Here is an 18180-nt window from a genome sequence, read left to right on the forward strand (position 1 = left end):
ATGAAGAATCATCAAATTAGTTAAAGCGTGGGGGTTTCCATAAATTGGAAAGATCAGATGAGATGAAATTTTGATTTAATGGAGAAAAAGTAGACTGTTCCGCAGGTAAAAAAATCATCGACTGCAAAACATCCAGCGCTGTAGATGTATATGCAATTTTAGAAAATGACATAATACAATCTTGCTTAGACATACATGATGGATCATGTAATTGCTTCTTAATCTTTACCTCAGCTTTCATACAATCCATGTGCATAGCACTTGCTTTTTCATGATCTTCAGAATTCATCATTTGCATGGATTGTGTATCTTGAGATGACATTAAACATGGGCTATGTACAGATGCAGCAGCTGCTGCCGATCCTACAATTAGGATAGCAAAAGATAAAAACAGCGATAAGCATGTCCTTAACAAGTGCATAACATCAAGACCAAAATTTAACCTTTTTAGTTTTACAGATTATCCTGTAAATAACAATCCTATAATTAATTAAACTAATTCATTAAACAGCGGTTGTTGGTTTATATCAACAACCGCCTTCTAAATTAAAACCGACTTATAACTTGATAAGTTATAAAGGAAAATAAATAAGCCAATGAAAAGAGATATACAGCCATTACGACTGGTTGTTTCCAACTCCCTGTTTCTCTTCGAATGGTCGCTAGTGTTGCTAAACAATGCGGGGCAAAGATAAACCAAACTAACAATGACATACCTGTCGCTAGCCCCCATCCATCCGGACCAGATATTTGAGATAATAAAGTCTGGGTAACTGCATCTTCATCACCAGACATTGCATAGATCACCCCTAACGCAGCAATAATCACTTCACGAGCTGCCATTGCAGGAATCAAAGCAATACAAATTTCCCAAGTAAATCCAATCGGAGCAAATATTGGATGGATTAGATGCCCTAACTGTCCAGCAATACTATAATTGATTGGTGGCATTGTTGGATTATCAGGTGGTAAAGGGAACGTTACCAAGAACCATAATAAAATAGAAAGTGCGACAATAATTCCACCAACTCTTTTTAAGAATATAGTTGCTCTATCATAAAGCCCCAAAGCTACATTTCGAACATCTGGAATACGGTATGTAGGTAATTCAAAAATGAAAATACTTTCAGTTTTATCTTTTCTGACTAATTTCAGGAATAAAGAAACCAATAAAGCGGATACGATTCCTGACATGTAAAGCCCGAACAGAACTAGACCTTGTAAACTGAGCCAACCATAAACCAACTTGTTTGGAATGAATGCAGCGATCAGCAAAGCATATACAGGTAGTCGTGCAGAACACGTCATTAAAGGTGCAATCATAATCGTTGCTAAACGATCTCTTTCAGAGCTAATACTTCTAGTCGCCATGACTCCGGGAATTGCACAAGCAAAGCTCGAAAGTAGTGGAATAAATGAACGCCCACTTAAACCAGCTTTAGACATCAGCTTATCTAACAAAAAAGCAGCTCTAGGTAAGTATCCCGATTCTTCTAAAATTAAAATAAAGAAAAATAAGATCAGAATTTGAGGCATGTACGCGAGTACACTACCAGCACCTGCAATTACACCATCAACGACCAAACTTCTTAAAAGTGGATGAGTAATCAGAGGTCCTATCGCCCCACCAAACCATGAAATCGAATCCTCAACAAAGGAAATTAACGGTTGAGCCCAAATAAAGACAGCCTGAAACATTACAAACATGGTAAAGGTCAATATTAATAATCCAAAAACTGGATGTAAGAATATTTTGTCCAAGAAAGCCGTTCGTTTATCACCATTATCATTTTTCAAGATGACTTGTTTTGTAATATATTTGATTTGGTCAAAGTGACTCAGATCAGAATGATAAGGGGCAACAAACAAATTCTTTTGATCCAATTGGGTCAATAGCCCCTGAATGCCTTTTGTTTTTACAGCTACTGACTCAACAACAGGAATACCTAAAAGCTGAGATAGCTTCGTTGTATCAATTGAAATCCCACGCTTTCTAACCTCATCCATCATGTTAAGAACAAGTAACATTGGTCTGTTTAAAGCCCTGACTTCAAGTACAAGACTTAAATGAAGATGAAGATTCGTAGCATCGACAACACATACAAAAATATCAGGTATAACTTCGCCTTTTAATTCACCAAAGCATACTGCTCTAGTTACCTCCTCATCTAAACTGCTCGGTTTTAAACTATAAGTCCCAGGCAAATCCAATACTCGAACGGTATCACCAGATGGCAGTTTAAAAAATCCCTCTTTCCGTTCTACCGTTACCCCAGCATAATTTGCAACTTTTTGACGAGTCCCTGTGAGGGTGTTAAAAAGTGATGTTTTACCGCAATTAGGATTACCAACAAGTGCAATATTTTTAGTGTCCATTGGTAATCTCTACAAAAATTCGTTCTGCTTCATTTTTTCTTAAGGCGAAACGTGAGGTTTCGATTTGAACCAACACAGGATCACCACCAAAAAGCCCTTTCGCAAGCACTTGTAAGGATTCACCTACTCTAAAGCCCAGCAGTTCTAAACGCTCCAGAACAGGATCATTTTTATCTTGATACTGTTCACCCTTTTTAAGATCAATGATTTTTACAGTCTGGTCTTGCTTTACTTGAAATAAATTCATTGTCAGCACTCTACTTCAACGCCAAAATTTTTCGAGCGCCATTCAGTACAAACAGTGAAACAAGAATACCAATAATCAAATCTGGGTAAGCTGAACCAGTCCATGCAACAAGTACACCTGCTAAAATAACCCCCATATTTACTATTACGTCATTAGCTGAAAAGATCCAACTCGCTTTCATATGGGCTCCGCCATCTCTATGCCCAGAAATGAGATACAAGCACGTCACATTGGCAATAAGTGCTAAGAAGCCAATAATGATCATCAAATCTGACTCTGGTTCACTACCGAACATGAAACGTCTGACAACATCAATAATAACGATCAAAGCTAATAAAAGTTGAATCCATCCTGCAAAATGAGCTGCTTTTAATTGGTATTTAGCCGCTTTCCCTACCGCGTAAAGTGCTATACCGTAAACGGCCGCATCAGCAAACATATCAAGAGAGTCCGCAATGAGCCCCGTCGATGCGGCAATAATTCCACTTATGAACTCAATAAAAAAAAGAACACCATTAATCGCTAGTAATAATTTAAGGACTTTCGCCTGCTTAGTCGGATCTGGTGTTTCAGGCAATTCCCCAGTGGCTTTTACTGTTTCCACGAGCTTTGCACCAAAACCTAGGGCTTCAAGTTTTGTGGTAATTTCATTAATCCCATTGGTATGGAAAACAACTAACTGTCTTTGCGACAAATCAAAAGATAAACCTTTAACTTCATGCAAGGGAGAAAGTGCCATTCTTACCATTTGCTCTTCTGCCGAACAATCCATCTTCGGAATCAGAAAAGTACTAGCTTCTTGTGCTTGTTCTTTATTTTCATAAGCTTCAGTTTTATTTAATTTTGCCCCAAATCCAAGAGCTTCAAGTTTTGCATTGATTTCATTACTTTCACCATTATGCAGAACTTTTAGGTTTCGGTTCGGCAAATCAAAAACCAAGCTCTTAACATCTACCAATGAAGATAAAGTCATCCGAACCATTTGTTCCTCTGCGGAACAATCCATTTTCGGGATGCTATAGTCACTGATGAAAGTCGCTGTATCTTCACTCCCCCTAATCTTTTCAGGTGAAGTTATCGAATCCGAACCACAGCATGAATTCGACTGCTTACTACCGCATGAATCTTTTTCATCAGGGTTAGGTTCTTGCTGTACCTCATTATCGCAACAAGAACTTTCACTTTCTTCTGTAGCTAAATCTTTAATTTTACAAGAATCTGTTTTTGATTCATTTTGTTTTTGCTTAGTGTCTTCACAAGAACTTTCTTGATTACAACCGCAACCACTCATTGATGTGCCTATAGTCATATCTTCACGTATTGCATATTAAAATCCCTATAGCTACTATAGAGTCAATAGATCAGGTGACTTGAAATGAACTTAAAAATTGGTGAATTATCTCAGCTATCCGGTTGCCCTGTTGTTACAATACGGTTTTATGAAAAAGAAGCTTTATTACTAGCCCCTAATCGTTCGGAAGCTAATTATCGACTTTATAACAAAGACCACTTAGAGCGACTTCTATTTATTCTTAATTGCCGAACTTTGAATATGGGCTTGGACGAAATAAAAATTTTATTAGCATACAAAGACAAACCTTGTGGAAACTGTAGTTCTATTAACATCTTAGTTGATAAACATATTCATCAATTAGAGCAGAATATCCAAAAACAGATTCAGCTTAAGCAACAACTTTCTGATTTAAGAAGCAAATGCTCTGGTTTTTTGGAAATTAACTCTTGTAAAGTACTTGAAGGGTTATCCGTAAGTTTAAAATAATTAAGAATGAATAATGGAATATCACCATTATTCATTCTTAATAAAATATTTAGAAAACTAATTCAATACCTGCCCCGTATAACCACCCCTTTTCAGAATTTGTAGCTTCTTGAAAAGTTGTTAATTTCTGTCCTTTTTCATATTGATAAGCGACATCAACAAATGGTCTTATACGCTTATTAATCTCGTAACGAGTTTTTAGACCTGTCTTTAACTCAGACAAACCTGACTTTGTAGCAAAATCAGAATTATCATTAAACACAATATCTGCTGCAATATATGGCTGAGTAATTAGCTTTTGAGTGAGTAATAGATCTCGATCAAACTCAAAACTGGCTCCCCAAAAATTATTTTCACCACCATAAAGGTAGGCTTTTGTCTCAAAGAAATAAGGTGCAAGGCCTAATAATCCAATAACGCCATCAATGCGATTACTATTACGGTTATTTTTGTCCTCACTATACCTTACCCCAGCTTGTACATCCCAAAATGGTGCAACATTTCTACTGTAAAGAGCTGATACATCATATTTGGGATCATTACTCTCCGCTTTATTCATATTAGCTTCAACAAACATTCGATTTTCATCTGTTCCAATCAATGCCTCGAAACTCGAACCTAAGCTGCCCTTTCCATCTTTATCAACTATCCACTCATTGGAAAATTTAGTTGTCTGATAAATTTGCCCACCATGCTCGTTCATATGATTTTGGCTAAAAGCTAAAGTTTCAGACCCTTTGCTGTTTGAAGACTTTTGATCAGTATTACGTTCAACATAGCCTAATCCGCCTGATTCGCGTAAAAGCACACTCATACTTGACGTACTCTTATTTAGATTTTCAGTCGAATTATCATTCGCAAATGCCATACCCGCTAAGCCAATTAAAGCAACAGATAAAATTGTTTTTGAATATAACTGTTTAGTGATGTGCATGTTGATTCACTCCCTCATGGCTAGTTTGAGGTTGGGCAACGATACTTTTCGTATCATCATCATTGCTATCTACATTTGCCACAATGAGTTTGTTCATCATTCCAGCTGCCATGTGATATAACAAATGGCAGTGGATAGCCCATTCACCCAATTCATCAGCAGTAAGTAAAGTTGTAACTGTTTTCCCCGGTGGCACAATGATCGTGTGTTTATTTGGCATATTACTTGGATCTTGACCATTTTCAAGCTGCATAAACATACCGTGCAAGTGCATTGGGTGAGCCATCATACTGTCATTCACAAATTTCAAGCGTATACGTTCCCCGTATTTCACTTTGAATGGTTCTGTTTCATTAAACTTCTTACCATTAATTGTCCAAATATAGCGCTCCATGTTCCCACCAAGACGGATTTCCATTTCACGTTCAGGGGCACGAGTATCTGGTTGAGGCTTTAAAGATTGTAAGTCACTATATTGAAGTGCTTTTTGACCAACAGGTGTTGAAGCATTTGCCCAGCCATATACAACATCACCATTCTTTTCTTGTGTAGGTGCATTAGATGTAGTCATTTGCATGCCATGGTTCATACCTGACATAGATTGATCTTTTGAGCTGTCTGTCATAGACGACATATCGTGATCCATGCCTTTCATTGAAGACATGTCATGGTTCATTCCAGACATTGACTGATCTTTTGAGCTGTCTGTCATAGGCGACATATCATGATCCATGCCTTTCATTGAAGACATGTCGTGATTCATGCCCGCCATAGAAGACATATCATGCCCCATCCCCATATCTTCCATAGTTAATAAAGAACGAGGACGTGACTTCGGCATTTTGATTTGATTTATTGGAGGAGTATTCTCATCATGTAAGGAACCAACTGAAAAACCACTCCTATCAATTGATTCTGCTTCAATTTGATAATTTGATTGTTTGGGTTCTACAATAACATCATACGTTTCAGCCGTCCCTATTCTGAATTCATCAACCGGAACAGGTTTCACTGGTTGCCCATCTGCACTGACTACCGTCATTTTCAAGTTAGGGATTCTGACGTCAAAGAATGACATTGCTGAGGCATTAATAAACCGAAGACGTACTTTTTCACCCGTCTTAAAATTACCAGTCCAATTTTGTTCTGGAGTCTTACCATTCATCAAAAAAGTATATTTTGTCACATCAGACATATCTGTCTTGAGCATTCGCATCTGGTTCCACATCGAACGGTCTTGCCATGTTGCTTTTAAACCATCTTTTTTAATTTGTTTAAAAACATCAAAAACAGTTTCACGACGGTTCTGATAATAGTCAGCTTCTTTCTTTAGATTATTCATGATTTTATCACTAGTTGAATCATGAAAATCTGAAAGTAATACGACATAATCCTTATCTGTTTTCTCAGCTACAGTTAAAGGTGTCCTATTTTTGGGGTAAATGACTAACGGACCATACAAGCCCTCTTGTTCTTGACCTTTACTATGCGAATGATACCAATAGGTACCATTTTGGCGTACCTTAAACTTATATTCGTAGGTCTTATTAGGGGCAATACCGTCAAACTGATTAAATCCGGGTACGCCATCCATGATGCCCGGTAGAATTAACCCGTGCCAATGAATAGAAGAATCTTGTTTTTTTAGCTTGTTATGGACACGAATAATAGCATCATCACCTTCCTCAAACTCAAGAAGAGGTGCAACAAATTTCCCATTAACCGTAATTCGTTTTAAAGGCTTACCTGTGATATTCACCGTTTGCTCAGCGATTGTTAAATCATATTCTTTAACTGCTGCCACAACCCAAGTTGATGAAAATAAACCGACTCCTATTAAAAGGACATGCGTTAATTTTGTAGACATTTATTTCACCTATCTAATATAAGGATGGGAGAATCAAGCAAACCTATTATTCGCTTTAATTTCCCCCGATCTTTCATTTATCGTATTTGTTATTTATTTGATGTATTTGACATGTTCATCTTTGAGTGGTCCATGTTCATCATACTGGAATTATCCATATTACTCATTTTAGATTGCCCCATATTCATCATCTTAGAATGATCCATCTGAGACATATCCGTCATGTTACCATGCTCATGCTGACTATGATCCTGTTGGGTTTTATCATCATTCTTCATATTACAAGGTTTTTGACATTTCTCTTGCGTCTTTGAATCGGCTTTAATTTCAGACACAACTGTAGTTCCTTGTTTCACATCTGCTGCCCAAGACTGAGTTCCTACAATTAAAGTACCAACACACATAAGAGTGGTTAAGCTACGGCTGAATAGAGTTTTCATGTTTTGCTCCAAAAATTAACTTTATGTAAATACCTTAAAGGCCTTCACTAAACATCTATGTGACATGAAAATGACATTTTTGTAATCTACAACGAATCACGTATTTATAACGTTATTATGTTCTTAATGAGTGATATGGGATTTTTATCAATGAGAATCTTACTAGTTGAAGATGAACAAAAAACCGGTGACTACCTTAAACAAGGTCTATCTGAAGCTGGGTATATAACGGATTGGGTAACGGATGGATTATCTGGTAAACATCAAGCGCTTTCCGAAGAATATGACCTCATCATTTTAGATGTGATGCTTCCAAAGCTAGATGGTTGGGATATCATTTATGATATCCGAAAAAGTGGCAAAACTATGCCTATTCTTTTTCTTTCAGCACGTGATCAAATTGAAGATCGTGTGAAAGGCTTGGATTTAGGTGCTGATGATTATCTAGTCAAGCCTTTTGCTTTTGCTGAGTTATTAGCACGAATTAAAAGCTTACTCCGACGGGGACAACAAAAAGAAGATAGTAACCTTATTACAATTGCTGATCTTGAACTTGATCTTCGTAAACGCCGCGTCACTCGCGCTGGGCAACGTATTGACTTAACAGCTAAAGAATTCGCGCTGATGGAATTATTTATGCGTAGACGTGGTGAGATATTACCTCGTACGCTCATTGCCTCTCAAATATGGGACATGAATTTTGATAGTGATACCAACGTTGTAGAAGTCGCTATCAAACGTTTGCGCAGTAAAATTGACAGTAATTTTAGCCCAAAGCTGATACAGAACATACGTGGAATGGGGTATGTTTTAGAGGTAGAAGATGACTCGTAAATTGTTTAATGCAATCAGCTTTCGTATAGCAATCATCTTTTCTCTTTCTACTGTTATCATCTTAATGATTATGGGGTTGGTTATTCACAAGCTCGTAATGCATCATTTTGAAGCTCAAGACCGAACTCAATTAGAAGGCAAAATTCAACTTATAGAGAATCTACTTGAACAGAACCCATCTAACTCTCAAGAACTAAATTTATATTTAAAAGATGCCTTAATTGGACATCACGATCTGATTGTTCAGATTGAACGTCCAACAGGTCAAGTTATTTTTAGCTCAGCACCATCAGTAATTCATCCCCAAGCACTCAACAAATCAAAACAAGATCCATGGCTTGAATGGAAAATTAAAAATAAGACTTATCGTGGCTTAATTTATAAAAAGACTTTTGATCATAATGACTCGTTTATATCAGCTCAGATTATTGTTGGAATCGATACCTCTGAGCATCTACATTTCTTAAATGACTTTAGACGTCAACTTTTATACATTGGATTTGTGGGTACAATTTGTTTAATGTTCTTAGGGTGGTTCGCAGCATGGCGAGGGCTACGTCCAGTACAACAAATGGCAAAAGTAGCAGAGGGTATCTCAGCCCAACATCTTTCTGAACGTTTAGAAGTCGAAAATACTCCAACCGAACTTAAATCACTGGCTGTCGCTTTTAATGATATGTTAGATCGGCTAGAAGCCGCAGTAGAAAAACTTTCAGATTTTTCATCTGATCTTGCTCATGAAATAAGAACACCTATTAACAATTTGATGACTCAAACTCAAGTATGTTTATCTCGTAGTCGAAATATTAATACTTATCAGGAAGTTCTATTTTCAAATTTAGAAGAGTTTGAGCATTTAGCTCGCATGGTCTCTGATATGCTATTTTTGGCAAAAGCAGAACATGGTCTACATTTACCTAACCTACAACAGGTTAATTTAGTTAAAGAAGTTTCAGCATTATTTGATTTTTATGATGCTATCGCTGCTGAAAAGGGAATGTCACTCGAACAGAGTGGTTCAGGTAGTATAAAAGGTGATCCTTTAATGCTACGCCGCGCTTTAAGTAATTTGTTATCGAATGCAATTAAATATGGCAAATCAGATTCGGTCATCAAAATCACATGCCAACAAAACTTTGATACAACAACATTCATCATTGAAAATGAAAGCTCCCCACTATCATCAGAACAACTTAATCGGTTATTCGATCGTTTTTATCGAACAGATGTATCTAGACAGAGAGTTGAAGAAGGTACTGGCCTTGGTTTAGCAATTACCAAATCTATTCTTGATGTGCATGGAGCTTCCATTCAAGCGACTTATAACGAGGGACATATTTCTTTTAAAATTATCTTTAAAAATTAGTGATATCTCGGTTATTAAGCACTCATTCTAATGATGCTTACCACTCATTAACTTACGCTAATGAGTGGTAAGTCGTGATTATTTTTGATGACGTAATCGTAAGGCATTACCAATTACCGATGCTGAGCTTAGGCTCATTGCTAATGCAGCAATCATAGGCGAGAGTAACCAGCCAGTAAATGGATACAGTACACCAGCAGCCAAAGGGATACCTAATCCATTATAGAGGAAAGCAAACATCAAGTTTTGTTTCATATTTTTAACAGTTGCCTCTGATAAAGAACGAGCAATTTCAATACCACGTAAGTCACCTTTTACTAATGTAACTTGGGCACTATTCATTGCTACATCAGTACCCGTGCCCATTGCGATTCCAATATCAGCTTGAGCCAAGGCTGGTGCATCATTAATTCCATCACCAGCCATAGCAACAATTCTCCCTTCTTTTTGCAATTTTGTGACCAAATCTAATTTATCAGCAGGTTTAACCTCACCATAAACCTCACTAATTCCTAACTTAGCCCCAACTGATTTTGCTGTAGTTAGCCCATCACCTGTTGCCATGATGATTCTTAAACCTGAGTCTTCCAACGATAAAAGGGCCTCTGGAGTGCTTGCTTTGATTGGATCTGAAACTGCCAGAAGACCTAGCAGTTTTCCATCGGCTGCCAAATACATAACACTGGCACCTTCAGCTCTTAATACCTCTGCTTGTGGAATAAGAGTGTTAACAGATATCCCTAATTGCTTCATCAGTGCCGTATTGCCTAGCGCTAATTTTTGTCCGTTTATCTCTCCATTAACACCAATACCTGAACCTGATTCAAATGAAGTAGGTTTACTTAAAGTAAGATTTCGCTCACGGGCGGCACGTACAATTGCATTTGCTAAAGGATGCTCACTGCCCTGATCTAAACTCGCAGCTAAACGGAGGACTTCATTCTTTTCATATCCTGAAGTGGCTACTACTTTATTGAATGATGGTTGTCCTTCTGTCAAAGTTCCTGTTTTATCAATAATCAATGTATCAATTTTACGTAGATTCTCTATTGCGGCAGCGTCTCGAAAAAGTACTCCATTTGATGCACCTCGCCCTGTTGCTACCATAATTGACATTGGCGTAGCTAATCCCAAAGCACATGGGCATGCGATGATTAAAACAGCTACTGCATTGATTAATCCATAAACCCAACTAGGTTCAGGTCCGAATAGCCCCCACCCCAAAAAAGTTAGAACAGCAATACCTATAACCCCCATAACAAATCGTCCTGCAACATGATCCGCCATCCGCTGCATAGGTGCTTTTGAACGTTGAGCCTGAGCAACCATTTGCACGATTTGAGAAAGTACGGTTGATGATCCAACTTTTTCTGATCGCATCACCAATGAACCATTCATGTTCATTGTTGCACCAATGACTTGATCACCCACACGTTTTGTAACTGGCACAGGTTCACCAGTTAACATCGATTCATCTACAGAGCTTGAACCTTCTGTAATGACTCCATCAACAGGAACTTTTTCACCGGGGCGTATCCGTAATAAATCGCCTACGTGTACATGAGATAGTGGAATATCTTCTTCTATACCATCAACACTGATTTTTCTTGCTGTTTTAGGTGCTAGCCCAAGTAGGGATTTAATTGCCGCTGAAGTTTGGGAACGTGCTTTTAACTCTAGCACTTGACCTAACAATGTGAGAGAAATAATCGCTGCGGTCGCCTCAAAATACACAGCAACACGCCCCATAGATACAAATGAGTCTGGAAATACTTGAGGTACTATTGTTCCAACAAGGCTGTATATAAAAGCAGCTCCTGTACCTATTCCAATCAAGGTCCACATATTTGGACTCCGATTCCAGATTGACTGCCAACATCTCACAAAAAATGGCATTCCTGCCCACAAAACAATTGGTAAAGTCAGTACCAGTTCCATCCAGCTTTGCACCTGCATTTCGAACCAGTTCAATTGATGACCAAACATTGCTAAGAAAACTACAATAATGGTTAGCGGTAAGGTCCACCAAAATCTATGCTTAAAATTCTTGAGTTCTGGGTTTTCATCAGCGTCATCTAAGTCAGGAAGTAAAGGCTCTAACGACATACCACAGATCGGACAATTTCCCGCATGGTTCTGTCTAATTTCAGGATGCATTGGACAAGTGTATATCGTGAAGGTATTAACATGAGCAGGCTGATTAACTTCATTTGAATCCTCACCATCCCTCTTTTGTGGTTCTTTTAACGTAACTACATTCTCAACTTTAGTAATATAAAAATGAGGATCACTTTTAAACTTTATGTGGCATTTCTCACTACAAAAGTAAAAAGTTCTATTTTTAACTTCTTCATAAAACTTGGATGCTTCTGTAACTGTCATACCACAGACAGGGTCAGTAAGTCTGTTATTGAGTACTTTGTTTTCATGATGATGGTCCATAAAAGCCTCCTTCATATTTAATTTTTTAAATTAATAATTTCATTAAGATGGAAATAGACTCCCTCTTATTAGTTTGTTTAGTGATCATTGTTTTCTTTAAAGCCAGTGTACCACTTGTGGTTTTTTAATTTTTAAAATGACAAAAATGTAATTTTGAAGTCATCGGGATGTTTCTCTCATCCTTTAATAATAAGCATGAGAAAGGTGATGACCAAGCAACCAATTGATGCATTTCATTCGGTCATTACTGAGCCCAAGATTAGTTTAAAGAGGATGAAGAAATGAAAATTTTCAAAAATAAAATGTCAGCTCTACGTAACACTCTCGTAGGTGCAACACTGATTGTTACTGCTTCAAGTGCATTTGCACACGTGAAACTTGAAAGTGCAATTCCTGCGATCAATGCTTCTGTAGCAAGTCAACCAAAAAACATAACACTCAATTTTGGTGAAGAAGTCATGCTAATGAACGTTAAGTTACTTGATGCCCAACGTAAGGATATCCCTTTGAACTACCAAATAACTCATGATATGAAAAAATCATTTGACGTAGCGGTTCCAAAACTAAAAAAAGGAAAATATACGGTGGTTTGGACCACAATGGGTACCGATGGCCATAACATGAATGGTGAATATAATTTCACTATTAAATCGGCAAAATAACAATGAGTGAAAATAGTCAACATGCCAGCAGCTTGCTGGCATGTTGCTATAATAAAGGGAGAAAAATATGATTCCTGAGACTTGGATATATGCAACATGGTTGGTTAAAGTCATTTTATATTTAGGGATTGCATTTGTTATTGGCGGTGCTTTCTGCTATTTCTTACTTGGACGTTATGTTGAAATCAAGGAGACTATTCTAAAATACATGACTATTGGTACAGGTTTAGGCCTTTTTTCAAGTGTTCTCGGCTTCTTCATTCTTATAGGAAGTTTTGCCAACACTGGCCTTTCAGGTATGTGGGATAGCAACTATATAAATATACTAGTCAATACTCCTACTGGACATGTCTCTATCATTCGATCAATCAGTTTTGCACTTTTACTCATATTTATGATAGTCAAACTTAGTAAAGGGACGATTGATATTTCCAAAACTGAAGGAGCAATCTTTACCATACTGCTCACACCAATCGTTTTAAGTTTTTCACAACTCGGACACGTCACGAATTTACCCTTATTCGCTCAAGCTTTGTTATCAATACATGTACTTGTAATGTCCTTATGGATGGGGTCGCTTTATCCATTATGGAAAACAAGCAAAAAAATTAATGGCTTACCACTTAAAGAACGTATGCATCTATTTGGGCAAATAGCAGCCTTTATTGTAGGAATACTCATCGCTTGTGGTCTTAGTATTGCTTTATTACTCTTTAAAGATTTTAATACTCTAATCAATACACCTTATGGGCATGGATTTATTATTAAAATATTATTTGTCCTAAGTATTTTATTGTTAGCAGCCTTTAACAAATGGTATTTCACACCTCGCTTACAAGACCCGAAATTTGCGAAACAATTGGGCTATGCCATTTTATTTGAGATGTCATTAGGTCTATCAATTCTTTTAGCCACTGGTTATATCACCACTGTAGTCGGTATTGAGTAAAAAAGGATCACGCTATGACTTCATGGATGAAGTACAATTTATTATTTTTCATTTTTTTGAATACGACATCATGGGCTGAACCTAGCACTTCAAAAACGATTCGCTCCTTAGATGATACCGAATTACGTAATATCACTGATCATAATCATGGCGACACCAAAGTCGAAGAGAATAAAGACCATCATTCTAAAGATAAACAACTACGTAATGAAGATAGTAGACAACAAAAAGTTATAAATGGATTAATGTTACAAAAGCCTAACGTACTACCGCCCTCCAAATAAACGATACTTAAGTAATGTTTATTGATTCAATAAGTAGTTCAAATTTTTTAATAAAAAATAGTAGCAATATTACTGTTGGGGGCTTCTTAGCCCCCAACAGTATTTAATTCAGAGCTTGAACCGACTGCTGTAAGCCTTTCTGAATATCTTGAACATGAGTGAGATCATGCGTTTGCTGATGCTCTGTTTGAGATTCAACGCTGTAAAACTCCTCCACTATATCCAAACCCTCTTCACCTCCCACCTCAAAGCAGGCATTACCATAACCCTGCCGTGCCACATGATCCAAAGCCTCCTGATAGAACCCTGCTGTCTTACTTTGTTCATCCATCTGTTTGGCTGAACTAATCGCATCTTTCAGGTTTGTGCCATCACGTAAAGTCAGATCCACGTAGTAGATCGGGGTACGGTAACTTTGTGTGGTGCTTTTACCTCGCAAGGTCAATTGCAATGGCAAACAAGAAAGTAAGTCACCCGATGCTGCGTGATAGTAACGAAGTCGAGCTGCCAAAGTGCGGATGCTGTTAAAGCCTGTGGTTCTAAAGATGAAAGTACCAAACTCATCTGATTCATCTAAGTTGACGTAGAGTCTGCCATAGGGCTTGCATAATCCACCCTGTGCCAATGGACATAAATCAGGGGATGGACAAGGATGTTGTTCAATGCCATTTTGACCGAGTCGCTGACAGCTTTCGCCATTGCCTGAACAGATTAAACGTCCAGTTTGGCGGTCAAATAGGCTGTACTCTGCTCTTAAGTTGAGATCGGGATCATTGAAGATCATGCGGACTGGAATGCTTCTCAGCTTTTGGTTCTGATTGGGCGCTTTGGCACGTAGTTGCTCATCCAGTGGATGTTTGACCCACCCATCTTTATTTTGGATTTGGCTGGTAATGGTAAATTGATCATCTTTTTCAGGCAGACGTTTTCCATTCTTTTCGACAATTTTGCCGATACTGATACGCCCCAACACAGGTGGGGTAATAGCTAAACCTTTAATCATGATGATGTACTCTATATAGATGTTGAAATGGCGTTTAAATTTGGATAAATAAATTTTGGGCATAAAAAATCCCATACTTGTTTGGGGTATGGGATCAGTTGGTTGGGGTGTTAGTTAAATTGAAATGGGTTACTTGGGTATCAGCCCTATCCACCATTCGGATAAATCTGAAAGCGTCGTGTTCCTGCTTTGGTTTGGGGAAATTGCTGTAGGTATTCAGGATGCTGTTTAAGCAATGATTTACTGTCTAGGCTGATTGAGTCTTGTGATTTCTTCCATGTGACTGAACCACCTGTAAATACCGCTCGCTCTGCTTCTTTCATCATCATTTGTAGTTGATGTTTCAGTTCATCAAAATACTGCTGGTGTTGTTCAACTTTATGTCGCTCCTCTAGTAACTGATTAAACAAATAATTAGCTTGTTCATTTTGGGTCAGGTCTTCTACTGTTAATGGAATCTGTTCAGGATAAAGTTGTTGCAAGGCTTTAGCTGCTGAATCCGAAGCATCTACACTGGGTGGAATACCTGTTTCGACACATTGCCAGAAATGACGTTCCGCATTAATGATGTGCTGAATCACAGTTTCATTACGAGTCACTTTATAGATTTTGGTTTCATGCCCACAGATCAAGGCACAAATATGCGCTGCCTGTTTACCTGTCACTGCCAATTGATGCTGTACCTGACACAGCACATATAAAGGCACGCCATCTCGCCATAGTTTTGCGCCATATTCCCCCACGGTTTTACATTCCAAAATTTGCACTTCTTCATTACCGACTACAGCATAATCCAAGTTCGCCAACATAAACTGTTTGTCTTCATCAGGGTGTTGCAATACTGCATTAACTCGACGGACTTTATGATTGGTGTGCATGCTGTAGTATTCAGCCACCAAAGGTTCTAGCTTTTTTCCCCAGTACAAGGGTGCGTAACCTGCACTTTCATCCTCGATGTTTTGTTGCATCCGCCCTGTCTTGATCATCCACAGTTCCAGCATCGACATATAGGGATTCAGTCCACAGGCCGTTGCTGCATCACTGCTGCCAATACCCTGTTTTCTGACTTCTAACCATTGTTGATAGTTCATCTGTTTGGTGTTGGCAAGTCTTTTTGCTGTAAGGGCTTTGGTCTTTCGTGGTTGCGTATTCGGTCGATCTCGTTTGGTTCGGGTTCCCACCTCAATCTGCTGAATGGATTGATTTAGATTCGGTAAATAGGGTTGTAGTGGTGGGTTATTTAGCGTGTTTTGAATTTGAGTATGACTATTCATTGCAATTATTCCTGTATCGATAAAATCGTAAAAGCTGAATTTTGGGCATAAAAAAGCCGCATGAGGGTGCGGCTAAAGGTGTTGCTGTGCTTGTACGGTGTTACTGTATGCTTAGGCTAATGGAGCTGGCTTAATTGAAACTGAATTTAGGCAATCATTCTCAATGCCTGTTCCAGACCACGCTGTTTAATGGCAGCCCCTGCACCAAACCATGCTGAATCGAGTCGATGATCGGTACTCATCGCTCGACGTTCATGGTCACAGAACTCGGTGATGCTGCACAATAATCCATAAGCGGTATCCTTGGCTGAACTCAGTTCTGCACCACGTCCATGTCCGTTAAACATGGTCATGACTTTCGACATGGCACGTCCATTTGGCTCGGTTTTATTGTCCGCTTTGGTTGGGGTGTTGATGCCTTGGTTTGGCATAGCAGCATTTCGATAGAACTGAATGATGCTTTCATCTTGTTCAGCCATAGTTAGGTTGGTATTGTTAAACACCGCATCAAAGAAGGCTGCTGCTTCCTGCTGAGTTACCTTACGCTGGCTCAGTTGTTTCATTTCATACATGTGTTCATCCCATGCACGGACTGAAATACCCAACTGTTGTTTAACTTTCTCAGCATCGAAACGAGTGCTGTGTGGGACTTTAACCACACCTGCACTGGTATTTTGTCCTTTGAGAGCAATTGCCAAAGTATTGTTACATACCACCCGGATACTGGTGAACTGTGCAGTGGTTGCTAGAGTGCCATCACAAGCCGTCGCTAGTAGAATATAGCCATTACTCACATCCTTACCCTTGAGTGCTGAAGTCTGTCCAGTCTTGGCTAATGCCCAGAATTTCTTGCCACCTTTCAGTACCCCTGCGGTTTCCAGTTCAAAGCCTGATTGCTCCGTCAGGTCTTTGTAGAAGTGTAGGATTTCCATCGGTTGGACTTCTTGAAAGCGTTGGCTGACCACGGATAAAGGTGCATGCGTATCTGAACGGTAAAGCACTCGTTGTTCTTCAAAAGGCATGATGATGCTTTGTCCACGTTCATTCTGTGCCATGTAATTGACATCCGAGGATTCTATCCGCCAGTCCATGCCTGCTTGTTGTGCCCAAACCTCGATGGGTTGGTTTGGTGTGAGTTCATTGCCTAACCCATGCCAAGGGGTTTGTCCAGTGAATGCCATAGTTTCAACTAAATGTGCCATAAGAATAATTCCTGTATCGATTTTGAATGGGTAAAAGGGTTCGATTTAAATTTTGCTAAATACTTAATTGCGTAAATTCGGGCTAAAGCTGCGGTCACAGTTGTTGCAGTAATACTGTTTGCGATAAGTTGGGTGAAGCGGTTGTTGCTGTTCATCTTCAGTGATCAACATCCAGATACCGCCAATCAGTACCCCAACGATTGCACCTGCAATTGGAGGAATATTCAGGCTTTTGGAAACACTCACTCCTAATGTGGCAAGTGCCATCGGTGACATCACACTATTGGAAATGGGGTTATTGGTTGAGGTACTGGGTAAATGTTGGGTTGATTCAAGCAGTACCGTCTCTCGGGACTGGCAATAAGGACATGGCAAACTCATTGTGGTATTTCCTGTAAATGAATAAAAAAACCTGCTGGGGAAGCAGGCAAAATGATTGCAATGTAGCTGAAGCATGTATTGGTGCTATCTCAAATGGAGAAACACTGTTCTCAATTAGATGCTATGTATTTGTATTTTT

Annotated in this window: 18 protein-coding genes; 6 read left to right on the plus strand and 12 right to left on the minus strand. The window is 38.6% G+C overall.

Annotation, left to right across the window (positions count from 1 at the left end):
* Positions 1–16: 16 nt before the first annotated feature.
* From F895_RS05155 to F895_RS05140, 4 genes are all read right to left on the minus strand, one after another.
* A complete protein-coding gene (locus F895_RS05155) occupies positions 17–421 on the minus strand; it encodes a hypothetical protein (RefSeq protein ID WP_004699723.1) in 405 nt (134 codons plus the stop codon).
* A gap of 125 nt (positions 422–546) precedes the next feature.
* Positions 547–2376: a ferrous iron transporter B gene (gene feoB / locus F895_RS05150; protein WP_004699721.1), complete on the minus strand. Its 1830-nt coding sequence runs from the start codon at positions 2374–2376 to the stop codon at positions 547–549.
* Positions 2366–2623, minus strand: coding sequence for a FeoA family protein (locus F895_RS05145; protein WP_004699719.1), 258 nt, complete (start codon positions 2621–2623; stop codon positions 2366–2368). Before F895_RS05145 ends, feoB begins: the two co-directional genes overlap by 11 nt.
* 10 nt (positions 2624–2633) lie before the next feature.
* Complete coding sequence (locus F895_RS05140) at positions 2634–3914, minus strand: cation efflux transmembrane domain-containing protein (protein ID WP_005242945.1); 1281 nt, start codon at positions 3912–3914, stop codon at positions 2634–2636.
* Positions 3915–3998: 84 nt separating this feature from the next.
* Here F895_RS05140 and cadR point away from each other — a divergent pair, with 84 nt between their 5' ends.
* Positions 3999–4403, plus strand: coding sequence for a Cd(II)/Pb(II)-responsive transcriptional regulator (gene cadR / locus F895_RS05135; protein WP_005144789.1), 405 nt, complete (start codon positions 3999–4001; stop codon positions 4401–4403).
* A gap of 49 nt (positions 4404–4452) precedes the next feature.
* Here the strand turns inward: cadR and F895_RS05130 are convergent, their stop codons facing one another.
* The 3 genes from F895_RS05130 to F895_RS05120 form a co-directional block, all read right to left on the minus strand.
* Positions 4453–5337 carry a copper resistance protein B gene (locus F895_RS05130; RefSeq protein ID WP_004801527.1) on the minus strand — a complete coding sequence of 295 codons (885 nt, stop codon included), beginning with the start codon at positions 5335–5337 and terminating at the stop codon, positions 4453–4455.
* Entirely contained in the window at positions 5324–7204 is a 1881-nt protein-coding gene (locus F895_RS05125; protein WP_005003194.1) for a copper resistance system multicopper oxidase, read from the minus strand. Before F895_RS05125 ends, F895_RS05130 begins: the two co-directional genes overlap by 14 nt.
* A gap of 89 nt (positions 7205–7293) precedes the next feature.
* Complete coding sequence (locus tag F895_RS05120) at positions 7294–7644, minus strand: hypothetical protein (protein ID WP_004801531.1); 351 nt, start codon at positions 7642–7644, stop codon at positions 7294–7296.
* Positions 7645–7794: 150 nt separating this feature from the next.
* On the opposite strand from F895_RS05120, the gene F895_RS05115 reads away from it, so the two are divergent.
* Positions 7795–8478 carry a heavy metal response regulator transcription factor gene (locus tag F895_RS05115; protein ID WP_004722337.1) on the plus strand — a complete coding sequence of 228 codons (684 nt, stop codon included), beginning with the start codon at positions 7795–7797 and terminating at the stop codon, positions 8476–8478.
* Positions 8468–9844, plus strand: a complete 1377-nt coding sequence (locus F895_RS05110) for a heavy metal sensor histidine kinase (protein WP_004801537.1) — start codon at positions 8468–8470, stop codon at positions 9842–9844. Before F895_RS05115 ends, F895_RS05110 begins: the two co-directional genes overlap by 11 nt.
* Before the next feature lie 78 nt (positions 9845–9922).
* Here the strand turns inward: F895_RS05110 and F895_RS05105 are convergent, their stop codons facing one another.
* Entirely contained in the window at positions 9923–12286 is a 2364-nt protein-coding gene (locus F895_RS05105) for a heavy metal translocating P-type ATPase (RefSeq protein WP_005144782.1), read from the minus strand.
* A 281-nt stretch (positions 12287–12567) separates the two neighbouring features.
* Here F895_RS05105 and F895_RS05100 point away from each other — a divergent pair, with 281 nt between their 5' ends.
* The 3 genes from F895_RS05100 to F895_RS05090 all read left to right on the plus strand — a co-directional run bounded on the left by F895_RS05100 (position 12568) and on the right by F895_RS05090 (position 14181).
* The gene (locus F895_RS05100) at positions 12568–12948 is read left to right on the plus strand and encodes a copper resistance CopC family protein (RefSeq protein WP_004722340.1); all 381 of its coding nucleotides are present in this window, start codon (positions 12568–12570) and stop codon (positions 12946–12948) included.
* 67 nt (positions 12949–13015) lie between these two features.
* Complete coding sequence (locus F895_RS05095; protein ID WP_004801541.1) at positions 13016–13897, plus strand: copper resistance D family protein; 882 nt, start codon at positions 13016–13018, stop codon at positions 13895–13897.
* 14 nt (positions 13898–13911) lie between these two features.
* Positions 13912–14181, plus strand: a complete 270-nt coding sequence (locus F895_RS05090) for a hypothetical protein (protein ID WP_004722342.1) — start codon at positions 13912–13914, stop codon at positions 14179–14181.
* 103 nt (positions 14182–14284) lie between these two features.
* On the opposite strand, the gene F895_RS05085 is transcribed toward F895_RS05090, so the two are convergent.
* The 4 genes from F895_RS05085 to F895_RS05070 form a co-directional block, all read right to left on the minus strand.
* A complete protein-coding gene (locus tag F895_RS05085) occupies positions 14285–15184 on the minus strand; it encodes a recombination directionality factor (protein WP_004801544.1) in 900 nt (299 codons plus the stop codon).
* A 146-nt stretch (positions 15185–15330) separates the two neighbouring features.
* A complete protein-coding gene (locus tag F895_RS05080) occupies positions 15331–16458 on the minus strand; it encodes a YqaJ viral recombinase family nuclease (protein WP_004801545.1) in 1128 nt (375 codons plus the stop codon).
* Positions 16459–16604: 146 nt separating this feature from the next.
* Entirely contained in the window at positions 16605–17660 is a 1056-nt protein-coding gene (locus F895_RS05075; RefSeq protein WP_004801549.1) for a DUF932 domain-containing protein, read from the minus strand.
* 63 nt (positions 17661–17723) lie between these two features.
* Positions 17724–18041 (minus strand): hypothetical protein, encoded by a 318-nt coding sequence (locus F895_RS05070; RefSeq protein ID WP_004801552.1) that lies wholly within the window; start codon positions 18039–18041, stop codon positions 17724–17726.
* Between the last annotated feature and the right edge of the window lie 139 nt (positions 18042–18180).

It is taken from the genome of Acinetobacter sp. CIP 64.2 (assembly GCF_000369645.1).
Taxonomy (GTDB): domain Bacteria; phylum Pseudomonadota; class Gammaproteobacteria; order Pseudomonadales; family Moraxellaceae; genus Acinetobacter.